General features: G+C 39.9%; 10 protein-coding genes and 3 tRNA genes. 9 read left to right on the top strand and 4 right to left on the bottom strand.

Features of this window, described 5'->3' with window-relative positions; all coding sequences use genetic code 11:
• The first annotated feature begins 475 nt into the window (after positions 1-475).
• Positions 476-1,132, top strand: coding sequence for a nitroreductase family protein (locus tag RF53_RS19000; RefSeq protein ID WP_006791386.1), 657 nt, complete (start codon positions 476-478; stop codon positions 1,130-1,132).
• A gap of 48 nt (positions 1,133-1,180) precedes the next feature.
• Here RF53_RS19000 and RF53_RS18995 read toward each other — a convergent pair whose 3' ends face one another.
• The 3 genes from RF53_RS18995 to uvrD form a co-directional block, all read right to left on the bottom strand.
• Entirely contained in the window at positions 1,181-2,026 is an 846-nt protein-coding gene (locus tag RF53_RS18995) for a hypothetical protein (RefSeq protein ID WP_006791385.1), read from the bottom strand.
• Between the two features lie 100 nt (positions 2,027-2,126).
• Positions 2,127-4,199, bottom strand: a complete 2,073-nt coding sequence (locus RF53_RS18990) for a GNAT family N-acetyltransferase (protein WP_039038568.1) — start codon at positions 4,197-4,199, stop codon at positions 2,127-2,129.
• Positions 4,177-6,342, bottom strand: coding sequence for a DNA helicase II (gene uvrD / locus RF53_RS18985; RefSeq protein WP_006791383.1), 2,166 nt, complete (start codon positions 6,340-6,342; stop codon positions 4,177-4,179). Before uvrD ends, RF53_RS18990 begins: the two co-directional genes overlap by 23 nt.
• Before the next feature lie 312 nt (positions 6,343-6,654).
• Between uvrD and RF53_RS18980 the strand changes: the two genes are divergently transcribed.
• The 3 genes from RF53_RS18980 to RF53_RS18970 all read left to right on the top strand — a co-directional run bounded on the left by RF53_RS18980 (position 6,655) and on the right by RF53_RS18970 (position 8,070).
• Positions 6,655-6,879 (top strand): hypothetical protein, encoded by a 225-nt coding sequence (locus RF53_RS18980; protein WP_006791382.1) that lies wholly within the window; start codon positions 6,655-6,657, stop codon positions 6,877-6,879.
• Positions 6,880-6,994: 115 nt separating this feature from the next.
• Entirely contained in the window at positions 6,995-7,363 is a 369-nt protein-coding gene (locus RF53_RS18975; protein ID WP_006791381.1) for a YacL family protein, read from the top strand.
• An 83-nt stretch (positions 7,364-7,446) separates the two neighbouring features.
• Positions 7,447-8,070, top strand: coding sequence for a dUTP diphosphatase (locus RF53_RS18970; RefSeq protein WP_006791380.1), 624 nt, complete (start codon positions 7,447-7,449; stop codon positions 8,068-8,070).
• Here the strand turns inward: RF53_RS18970 and yrfG are convergent.
• Positions 8,067-8,714: a GMP/IMP nucleotidase gene (gene yrfG / locus RF53_RS18965; RefSeq protein ID WP_008133302.1), complete on the bottom strand. Its 648-nt coding sequence runs from the start codon at positions 8,712-8,714 to the stop codon at positions 8,067-8,069. The genes RF53_RS18970 and yrfG overlap by 4 nt on opposite strands.
• A gap of 62 nt (positions 8,715-8,776) precedes the next feature.
• Here yrfG and nudE point away from each other — a divergent pair, with 62 nt between their 5' ends.
• The 5 genes from nudE (at position 8,777) to RF53_RS18940 (ending at position 10,656) form a co-directional block, all read left to right on the top strand.
• Positions 8,777-9,349, top strand: coding sequence for an ADP compounds hydrolase NudE (nudE, locus tag RF53_RS18960; protein ID WP_033035276.1), 573 nt, complete (start codon positions 8,777-8,779; stop codon positions 9,347-9,349).
• Positions 9,342-10,145 carry a 3'(2'),5'-bisphosphate nucleotidase CysQ gene (gene cysQ, locus RF53_RS18955; RefSeq protein WP_006791377.1) on the top strand — a complete coding sequence of 268 codons (804 nt, stop codon included), beginning with the start codon at positions 9,342-9,344 and terminating at the stop codon, positions 10,143-10,145. Before nudE ends, cysQ begins: the two co-directional genes overlap by 8 nt.
• A gap of 136 nt (positions 10,146-10,281) precedes the next feature.
• A tRNA-Met gene (locus tag RF53_RS18950) sits at positions 10,282-10,358 on the top strand.
• An 81-nt stretch (positions 10,359-10,439) separates the two neighbouring features.
• Positions 10,440-10,516, top strand: a tRNA-Met gene (locus RF53_RS18945).
• Positions 10,517-10,579: 63 nt separating this feature from the next.
• Positions 10,580-10,656: transfer RNA gene (locus RF53_RS18940), tRNA-Met, on the top strand.
• Positions 10,657-10,921 lie beyond the last annotated feature (265 nt).

Raw genomic sequence — 10,921 nt, 5'->3', positions numbered from 1 at the left:
CGCCGATGATAGTGTAGCATTTGCTATGTGAAAGTAGGACATTACCAGGCTCCAAATAAGAGAAACCCGTTACAGCAATGTGACGGGTTTTTTTACGTCTGCAGAAAAGTAATCTCTAAAGCGTAGCGTCTCTTAAGCGAAGCGCCTCTTTGTTAAGAGTGTTTTGGCTATTAAATACACTGGCCTATGGTAGGTAGCATTTGCTATGTGAAAGTAGGACATTACCAGGCTTCAAATAAGAGAAACCCGTTACAGCGATGTGACGGGTTTTTTGCTATCTGGGGTTTAGTAAATGGCCAAACTATACCGAACTTTTAGTACATGCTTACATAATAATTGAATGGTCGCCTAGGCTATTTTAATTATCAATATTTTCTATATAGTCTTTTAACTGTATTCACTATTATCAAAATGATCCTTTCCAATTAAACTAACTTCATAAAATATTTACTTAGTATAAGTTTTGGAGAAAAACATGGCTCATCAAATTATCAAAGATTTACACAATCGTTATACCGCTAAGCAATATGATTCATCAAAACGTATTTCTGATGAAGATATTGAAGTAATTAAAGAGGCTATTCGCTTGTCAGCTTCTTCAATTAACTCGCAACCTTGGAAGTTTATTTTGGTTGAAAGTGAAGAAGGTAAACAACGCTTACACGATACATTTGCTAACAACCATCAGTTTAATCAGCATCATGCTAAAGAAGCATCGCATACATTATTACTTGCTTATGATCCTAAGTTTACGAAAGAAAAATTTTCTAAGCGTGTCGATGTAGAAGTCAGCTCTGGCCATTTACCAGCAGATATGCGCGATAACTTTATGGGTGCATATGCATTTGCTGAAATGAACACAGATGAGAAAGGTTACAACGGTAGTTGGACTAAAGCGCAGGTTTACTTAGCACTTGGTAATGTGCTGCACACATTAGCGCGATTGAACATAGCGTCGACTCCAATGGAAGGCGTTGACCCGGAGCTAATTAGTGAGAAGTTTAATGCTGAACTTGACGGTCATATTTGTGAAGTTGCACTAGCAATGGGTTACCCTAATACCGACGAAGACTGGAACCATGGTTTGCCAAAGGCGCGTTTAGCGGTAGAAGATATTATAACAACCGTATAGCATAAAAAACTTTATTAAAAAGCCGAGGCTATCTCGGCTTTTTTGTGTCTAAAATAAGCCATACGCTTCCGTATTTTCAGTTTTTACCTGTAGTTCAGTCGGCTTAAATATGGAACTTGGATCGATAAGCACACTATGATTTTTTGCCATTTTTATTAAGCCTCGCATCATACCTTTAGTTTGTGGGTCTATATCAAAGCCTATATCAGTTAGCTTATCTAATGGTTTTATATCTTCTTTTTTATAATCTAGGCTGTCTTCAACTTTATCGACCAGCAACCCCACATGAGGGTTTATACCGTCTTTCGTTGTGAATACAATAATTGGTTTGTAATCCAAAGTTATTTGCTCTTGTGCTGATTCAAACAGTCTCTCTAACTGAGCAAGACTGCTACGTTTTATCTTACTAAGTAAATAGCTTACCTGTTTATGTTCACCTTGCCTGTGAGCAGTTACGGCTTGTCTAGCTTGTTCTAGTAATAATTCAAAAGGCTCATTAAAGCGTGACATAGTAAGTTTTAAATCAGGGTTGTCTGTATTGAACTCCTGAAAAAAAACAATAAAGTCTTGAAGCTCAGTTTCATTAATAACTAATTTTTCTGATTGATTTAAGAGGTTTGTTTCGAGTGTATTAAACCATTTGGTTTGTTTGTCTTGCCAGGATCTTAGCTGTTTTAAAATATGTTTGTTGCTTTGCTCTGTTGATATATTATTTAAGATAATTCCTAAATCGAAAACTGGCGTAGGGATATCCATATAATCTTTAACACCAATAAAGCTTTTGTTGTTGTTTGGTAGTGTTGTGAGATTATTATCAAAGCGCTCGGTTAATAAGATATCAAGTATTTTCAGTGAAATTGTTTTGGAGCCCACTTTAAAGTTTATTAATTCCATGCCTTTATCTTAATTTACCCATTAATGTATTAAGAATAGAACAAATCTACCAAATAGCTTAAGTAACTGTGGTAATTAATCATTGTATTAAGGGGGTGGGTTATTTAATGGCTTTAGCTAACTTTAACACTGCTTGTTTAAAGCATGTTTCAAGCTCTTTTTTGCCTTGTATATTTAATTGCTCAATGACGTTTGTATCGCTTTCATTTTGCAAAATTAAGCTAATTAATAGTTGCTTATCACTTTGCGTTAAACAATTAACAACAGAGGGTGCCAGAGTTACAACTTGCCAAATAGTAGCTGTAATACTAAATCGCGAAAAGTGATTATTAAGTTGTCGTATTAAACGTTTTTTGATGTCTGAACTGATAGGTCTATCTGTAAACGAGGAAATAAGTACATTTACAAGCTGCCAATCAAGGTGTTTAAAGTGTGTGAGTAAAGCATAAAATATATCGGTTTGAAATTCAGCTTTTAATCGTTTCAGTGTACCCGTATTGTTGTTTAAACATTTCACAACGAGTGCTGAATGCTCGCCAGTGCTTTTATCTTTTTGATAACCCAGCTTTATAGTGCTAAACCCTTGGCTTTGCCAAAATTTTAATAGCTCAGCCGTAGCGCCAAAACTAGCACCAAACCAATAGCACTCATTACTTACTCTTGATTCGCAAAAACTCAGTAGGGCTTTACCTACTCCTTGACTGTGAAGATTAGGGGCAACAGCAATTCTTACTACTCGAGCAGAGAGTTGGGTAAGGCACTGGGGATCACTGCTTAGCTGCGAGAGAGTTTGTGCCATTAGGTGCCCTTGTGGGCGGCGTTCACCTTTAAGCACCTCCTCAGTTAGCTCGAGGGGTAACCCGCCTTCTATTGTAACTAAACACACCCCCACTAGGTGATTATGTGTTTGGGTTATGAACAATCGTTGTGAGGGTGCATCAAGTAGTTGGCGTAAATCGTTAACGCTACTTTGGTAATGTGCTAAGGCAAGTAATGCAATAACCTGCTCAAGTAACAGCTCGTCATTTGTGAGTTGTTGCTGAGTAATTTCACTGTGGACTAGGTTATTTAAGCCATTGCTTTGTATTTCTTCGTACTGTGCTTCGAGTGCGAGCAAAGTGCGTATATAGCGCTCTAGCGGGTCGGCTTTTGCAAACCTTAACGGTTCATCAAGTGTGATAATATTAGCGGCTTTATACTTTGCTTTAATGTACTGACTAAACCTAATTGTATAGCCTCTACCATTACCCTCATAACCTACTAAAGTACTTGCAAATACAATGCGCGGATACTGTTTTAGCATTTTTAATAACAGAGGAACTGGAATAGCAGCCGCCTCGTCAACAAGTAATAAATCACACTCTGGCAACGAGTCTAATAATGAATCTGGAGCAATATACTGCAAATTAGCAAGTTGCTTACTTTTACCATCAAAGGGTATGTTTAACTCATTACTTAAATGTTTAAAGCTGCTATGAGTGGCTTTAAATTGTGTACTGCAAAGTAGTATTTTTTTATCGATAAGCTTGGCGGTAGCAAGTCCAAGCGCTGCTGATTTACCACGACCTCTGTCGGCATTAATGAGTAAAGGGCGATTGGCGCGACCATGAGCCACTTTAATTATATTTTCTACACAATGCTGTTGCGGTTCAAAATCTATTTTATTGGCAGAGCTTTCTCTGCTGATATTACCTGTACAGCCATGTAATTCACTAAAGTGATAAGCGGGTAACGATTGTACAACGCGGGCAATGCGTTCATTAAAAAAGCTATAGCTTACTTTATGACCGTGAGACTGCACTGTGCTTAAGGCAGGATCTGGCCAAGTTGAAAGCTCGCTTAGCTCTGGTAGCAGTAAATATAAAATACCGCCTGCTTTTACCGTACCTGCAATAGCTGCTAATTTATCAGGGTGCAAGCCACTAAAGCCATCGTATACGGCGTGAGAATATTCTTGCCCTAAAATTTGATGAGTACGATTAGGCCACTGCGCGTTATTTAATGTGGTATTTTTAGAAACGACGAGTGTGTTTTCAGTTTGAAGTAATTCACCTAACAGCTCGTAGCACCAAACAGTACTGCCAGTAATAAGCACTAGTTGACGATGATGAGCGCCAACCAGTGTTTTTTCTAGTGAGTTTATGTGAGCTTTATACAGCTTGTAATCGTGCATAAGCCGTTACTAACCATTTACTGCCAAGGTCGTCAAAGTTTACCTGTACACGCGACTGTGCACCGCTACCTTCATAGTTAAGTACCGTGCCAATACCAAACTTAGCATGCAGTACACGTTGACCTAAGTTAAAGCCGCTGTCTTCAAAGGCAGCATGGCTTACTGATGCACTAAAGCGACCTGCTGCCGGTGGTCGCGAAACTTGCGTTTTGATACGAATTTCTTCAACGCAGTCTTCAGGGATTTCGCGTAAGAAACGTGAAGGACTGTGGTACTTCTCTTGTCCATAAAGGCGGCGGCTTTCGGCGTGGCTAATGTATAATTTATCCATTGCACGGGTCATACCTACGTAACAAAGACGACGTTCTTCTTCCAAACGGCCAGACTCTTCATTACTTTGCTGCGATGGGAACATGCCTTCTTCTACGCCCACCATAAATACAAGCGGGAATTCTAAGCCTTTAGCTGAATGCAGAGTCATCATCTGCACGGCATCTTCGTGCTCGTCGGCTTGTCCTTCGCCAGATTCAAGCGAGGTATAGGCTAAAAAGCCTTGCAGTGGTGAGCTAAACTCTTCTTCTTCAGGGAGTTCGTATTGATCACACGCGCTTATAAGTTCTTCTAAGTTTTCTACACGGGCGCGGCCTTTTTCGCCTTTTTCAGCTTGATACATAGCCATAAGGCCAGAGGTTTGAATTGTGTATTTAGCTTGTTCTTGTAAAGTAAGATCGCTAATCTTGTCTTCAATGTGCTCAACAAGCTCTACAAACTTTGTTACAGCGCCAGCTGCTCGGCCCGATAAGTGCTGTTGTTCAACAATAGCTTTAGCTGCGTACCAAAGCGGAAGTGACTCAGCACGTGCACAATCACGTATATGACTTAATGTTTTATCGCCAATACCGCGAGCAGGAGTATTGATTACACGCTCAAATGCGGCGTCGTCTTGGCGATTACCTACTAAGCGTAAGTACGATAGCGCATCTTTAATTTCTTGACGCTCGAAGAATCGCATACCACCGTAAATGCGATATTTTAAGCCTTCTTGCAGCATGGCTTCCTCGAGTACACGAGATTGCGCGTTACTACGGTATAAAATAGCGGCGTCTTGCAACGCGTTACCAGCATTTAACCAACTACGTAATTTGCTACTCACAAAGCGGGCTTCGTCTAGCTCGTTAAAGGCGGCATAAATTGATATAGGCTCGCCTTCGTTACCATCGGTCCATAAGCTTTTTCCCATACGCTCGGAGTTATTTTTTATAAGCGCATTAGATGCTTTAAGAATAGTTGCGGTTGAACGGTAGTTTTGTTCAAGGCGAATGGTTTCAGCATCAAAGTCAGTTAAAAAACGTTTTATGTTTTCTATTTTAGCGCCGCGCCAGCCGTAAATACTTTGGTCGTCGTCGCCAACAATCATTATGCTGCTTGTGTCGCCGGCAAGTAACTTTAACCATGCGTACTGAATGGTATTAGTATCTTGAAACTCGTCTACTAGCATGTGGGCAAAGCGCTGTTGGTAGTGGCGAAGTAACGTCGGGTTATTTTTTAATACTTCATAGCTGCGTAGCAGTATTTCAGCAAAATCGACCAAACCAGCCCTGTCACACGCTTCCTGGTAGGCGGCATATACACGCAGCATCATTTGCTCGTTTATATCATAAGCTTGAATATCTTTAGGGCGAAGTGCTTCGTCTTTTTTAGCGCTTATGTACCAACCAAACTGTTTTGCAGGCCACTTTTTATCATCAATATTCATTGATTTTAATAAGCGCTTGATCATACGAAGTTGGTCATCAGAATCTAAAATTTGAAAGGCTTCTGGTAAGTTAGCTTCACGGTGATGAGCACGTAGAATACGGTGTGATAAGCCATGGAAAGTACCAATCCACATCCCGCCAACCGGTGCTTTTAAGGTTTCTTCAACGCGGGTACGCATTTCTTTAGCTGCTTTATTGGTAAAAGTTACCGCAAAAATACTATAAGCTGATGCTTGTTCAACTTGCATAAGCCACGCGATACGATGAACTAACACTCGTGTTTTACCAGACCCAGCACCGGCCAATACCAGCATGTTTTGTAATGGGGCTGCAACGGCATCGCGTTGTTTGTCATTTAAGCCGTCGAGTAATTCTGAAACGTCCATCGTTACGCCTTTTTAATCAATATTGAGGGCAGTATAACAGGTGTTTTTGTTAGGCTAAATAAAATACTGTTTTTATGAACAGCTATTATAAAAATAGCCTCTAAAACCAATCAGCTGGATAGTTTTTGGCGTGGATAAGTGACTAAAATTAATAATAAAAATAATCAAATTGACCTATATTTAGTAAAAAATATCAAAGTAATTAGTGAGTCGTAATTTAACTAACTGATTTTTAAGCTTTAATAAATTGGCATAAAGTGTGATAGTAAGTAGATAACTAAAATTTAAAATTAATTAACTACAGAGGTGAGTATGGCTGATCAAGGGTCTGGCGGTAATGTGATTGCTGCATTGTGTAATATATTTTTTCCTGGTTTAGGACAACTAGTACAAGGGCGTATTTTAGCGGCTATATTTTTTGCGCTAGCTATTGTTATAAGTTACGCACTTATTTACGTACTCGTTGGTTTTGTATTAGTACCTATTATTTATTTATGGTCGATAATAGATGCGGCACGATACCGCTCGCGAAGTTAGGTATTTAAACGTTTTACAAAAATAGCGCCCAATGGCGCTATTTTGTTTTTTAGGATCGGCGTTACAGCTAATTTACGGGTATAATCGCGTTATTAACGTTTAATAAGTAATAGCTATGGAATATCAATTTATACGTGACCCTATTAGTGGTTTACGAATTAAAATAAGCAGCGAACACGCAATAATAGGTCGTTGGTTAAACGAAGAAATTGGCAAAGACAAAGTCGCTATGGTGCAAGCACTTATTGTGTCTGTCAAAACGAGTTTTGAGCCAGTTACTCTAAAAGGCCAAGAAATAGATTTAATTTTATCTAAAGATGAGGCCTTATTTGAGGCTCATGCTCTGCACCAAGACAGCGAAGACTTAATTGCCTATCAAGATGATGATTTAATGCTTGAAGAGAACGACTTAAGCAGTGGTTGTGGTTTTGAAGACTTTATTGATTTAATCGAGTCGTGGGCTGAGTTTACCAGTAATCGATAAAAATAATTAAAACAGACATAGCAAATGCAAAAACAGCGCTTTCTCTGTATTATTAAAACAACTAAAAAACGACAGGAATTGATATGTCTGCCAATTTAAATAAGCTAGTAGTCATGCTAGAAATGCAAAACGCCATGAATACAAAAGTGCATGAACAATGGTTTACACAAGGGTTTGAATGGTATCGCGCTATTTGGGTTGAGTGTGCCGAAATGCTAGATCATCATGGCTGGAAGTGGTGGAAAAAACAAACACCCGATACCGAGCAAGTTATTTTAGAATTGGTTGATATTTTTCACTTTGGTTTGTCGCTACGTATTGACGGAAAAACAAGCTATCAAGACTTAGCAAAGCAATTAGAAAGTGAGTTGAGCCAAGTACAGCAAGCTGATGACTTTAAACAAACGTTAGAAATACTTGCGGCATCTGCTGTTGCAGATAAAGCGTTTAATGCATCAGCATTTGCCGGTTGTATGGCACAAATGGGCATGGATATTGACGATTTATACCGTGGTTATGTTGGTAAAAATACCTTAAACTTTTTTCGCCAAGACCATGGTTATAAAGACGGTAGCTACATTAAAGTGTGGAACGGGCAAGAAGATAACGAGCACTTAGTGGAAGTAGTTAAAAGCCTTGATACCGAACATGCAGACTTTGCAAAGTTAGTTTATCAAGGCCTTGAGGCACGTTACCCTAAAAGCTAAATAATAGTGCGGTAGTCGGTTACATTTAAGTAATCGGCTATTTCGTTGTGTGGTTGCTGACTGTCGGGGTTGGCAACCGCAAGTAAGTGTCCAATGCCGTATTCTTTTGCGGCATTTAATACAGCTACGCTGTCATCAACAAATAAAGTACGTGTTTTGTTAAATCCTAAATCATTTTGTACTTGGTGCCATAAACTTTGCTGCTCTTTACTAACGCCATATTCATGAGTCGACACTACACCATCTAAATAATTATCGATTGCGGTGTGTTCAAATTTCATCATGACGTTTTCTGGATGTGCGTTGGTAAGCAATATAAGCTCTTTTCCTGCTTTTTTTAGCTCCGTTAAAAAATAGGGTACGTCGTCACGAACTCTTATAAGGTGCTGTGTTTCTCGCTTTAAATCCATAATTGGTAATTTAAGCTGATCTTCCCAATAATCTAAGCAATACCACTCAATTTGGCCGCTTACAGCTTGGTAGCGTTTAAAAATATCTTCTTTTGCTTCGCTCAGGCTTATATTTTTCGCTAAGGCGTGTTGCTGTGGAAGAACAGTTAACCAAAAATGGCTGTCATAATGTAAATCGAGGAGTGTTCCGTCCATATCAAGTAAAACGGTATCGATTTTTGACCAATTTAGCATGGGCTTTTCCCTGTGAAAAGTTTATGATTAAGCACAACTGCCATGATAGCAAATTAACGCCAATGACACAGAAAAAGCATCCAACACCTCCTCAAATCCTAAGTAATAATGTTGTCGCTAAAAGTCGCCTATTTACTGTGGAATCTTTAGAGCTAAAATTTTCGAATGACGAAGAGCGTCAGTATGAACGTATTCGAGGTGGTGGGAGAGGCGCTGTAATGATTGTGCCTATAACGGCTGATAACGAAATGCTGCTAGTGCGTGAGTATTGCGCGGGCACCAATGACTACCAGCTAGGCTTTCCTAAAGGACTGATCGACCCAGGCGAAACACCAGAGCAAGCTGCTAATAGAGAACTTAAAGAAGAAGTAGGTTTTGGCGCAGACTTTTTTAAACCATTAAAAACAGTGACCATGGCACCTAGTTATTTTAATGCCACCATGCATATTTTATTTGCTAAGCAATTATATCCGCAAACACTTCCAGGCGACGAGCCTGAGCCTTTAGTTGTTGTTAAGTGGCCATTAACGCAATGGCAGTCATTATTAGAGCAAGATGATTTTACCGAAGCACGAAGTGTTGCCGCTTTGCTATTATTAGATAAGTACTTAGCATCTGGAGCTGCCGATGAATAAATTATTAGAACCTTGTATTGAATTAGCCGAACGTGCAGGCGATGCCATTATGGCTATATACAAAAAAGATGATATTGGCCAACAAGAAAAGTCAGACCACACACCAGTAACTAAAGCCGATTTAGCTGCAAATGATGTGCTTGTTGCAGGCTTAAAGGCACTTGCGCCCGATATTCCTATTATGTCGGAAGAAACACCTATTCCTGCATTAGCCGATAGGCAAGATTGGCAGCGTTATTGGTTACTTGATCCCATGGATGGCACAGGTGAATTTATTTTAGAAAGTGGTGATTTTGCGGTAAACATTGCGCTTATTGAAAATAACCACCCTGTGTTGGGTGTAATTCATTGGCCGTCGAAAGGTATTACTTACTTTGCGAGTGCTAAAAATGGTGCTTTTAAGCGTGAAGAAAAGAGCGACACACGAATATACGTAGCTCCGCCTGAAAGTTTAACACTAGCGGTAAGTCGCCGTCAGAAAATTGAGTCGGTGAGTCAATACTTAAATAGCCAATTTACAACTATTGCAGTTGGTTCGTGCTCGTTAAAAGCATGTATTGTTGCTGAGGGTAAAGCGGACTGCTTTTTAAGAATAGGCCCAACGGGTGAGTGGGATACAGGGGCTTCACAAGTTATTGTAGAAGAAGCGGGCGGCTGCATTACTGATGCAGAGTTTAACCCTTTAACCTATAACCAACGTGAGAGCACTGAAAACCCAGACTTTATTGTAATGGGTCACCCTGATTGGGAGTTTCAAAAAATGATTACTCCTCACCAAAGAGCGAGTATAGAATAGAGTTTTGATTGCTTTTTGTTCACTTGAACAGTTTTAGGTAGTTAAAGCCTTGCATTATAAGTTTATTCCTATATAGTAGCGCTCTCTTCAAGGCAGGCTCGTAAATATTACGAAAATGTTTTAAAGAAATTACAGGCGCGGGATGGAGCAGCCTGGTAGCTCGTCGGGCTCATAACCCGAAGGTCGTCGGTTCAAATCCGGCTCCCGCAACCAATTTCCTTTATGGGGTGAGGTTACTGTAAACTCTAACTTAAGAGATTAAATTAAGTAGTCGATAGACTTTAAATATACAGGCGCGGGATGGAGCAGCCTGGTAGCTCGTCGGGCTCATAACCCGAAGGTCGTCGGTTCAAATCCGGCTCCCGCAACCAATTTATTAAATTGGACGCCACGTTGTAATGTAAGCAACGTTAAATAAATATGCATATTACAGGCGCGGGATGGAGCAGCCTGGTAGCTCGTCGGGCTCATAACCCGAAGGTCGTCGGTTCAAATCCGGCTCCCGCAACCACTGAAATAAAAGCACTATATAAAGCAACACGCCTAAAGCGTGTTTTTTTGTGCCTGAAATTCAGTGAAATGGATAGCTCGTCGGTCTCAGCTCTCCATTAGCCAGCAAAGGCCATCTGTTAAAATCCGGCTCCCGCAACCACTGAAATAAAAAGCACTATTAAAGTAACACGCTAAAAGCATGTTTTTTTATACCTAAAATTCAGTGAAATGGGTAGCTCGTCGGTCTCAGCTCTTCATTAGCTAGCAAAGGCCATCTATTAAAA

It is taken from the genome of Pseudoalteromonas sp. ECSMB14103 (assembly GCF_000813065.1).
In the GTDB taxonomy this organism is placed as follows: Bacteria; Pseudomonadota; Gammaproteobacteria; order Enterobacterales; family Alteromonadaceae; genus Pseudoalteromonas; species Pseudoalteromonas marina.
The sequence above is the reverse complement of the archived record's forward strand: the minus strand, read 5'-3'. Positions and strand labels throughout refer to the sequence as shown.

Coding starts and splice junctions, on each gene's coding strand:
- yrfG (WP_008133302.1), bottom strand. CDS start 8,714: ATGCTAAATTGGTCAAAAATCGATACCGTTTTACTTGATATGGACGGA.
- RF53_RS18980 (WP_006791382.1), top strand. CDS start 6,655: ATGGCTGATCAAGGGTCTGGCGGTAATGTGATTGCTGCATTGTGTAAT.
- RF53_RS18995 (WP_006791385.1), bottom strand. CDS start 2,026: ATGGAATTAATAAACTTTAAAGTGGGCTCCAAAACAATTTCACTGAAA.
- RF53_RS18970 (WP_006791380.1), top strand. CDS start 7,447: ATGTCTGCCAATTTAAATAAGCTAGTAGTCATGCTAGAAATGCAAAAC.
- RF53_RS18975 (WP_006791381.1), top strand. CDS start 6,995: ATGGAATATCAATTTATACGTGACCCTATTAGTGGTTTACGAATTAAA.
- RF53_RS19000 (WP_006791386.1), top strand. CDS start 476: ATGGCTCATCAAATTATCAAAGATTTACACAATCGTTATACCGCTAAG.
- uvrD (WP_006791383.1), bottom strand. CDS start 6,342: ATGGACGTTTCAGAATTACTCGACGGCTTAAATGACAAACAACGCGAT.
- RF53_RS18990 (WP_039038568.1), bottom strand. CDS start 4,199: ATGCACGATTACAAGCTGTATAAAGCTCACATAAACTCACTAGAAAAA.
- nudE (WP_033035276.1), top strand. CDS start 8,777: ATGACACAGAAAAAGCATCCAACACCTCCTCAAATCCTAAGTAATAAT.
- cysQ (WP_006791377.1), top strand. CDS start 9,342: ATGAATAAATTATTAGAACCTTGTATTGAATTAGCCGAACGTGCAGGC.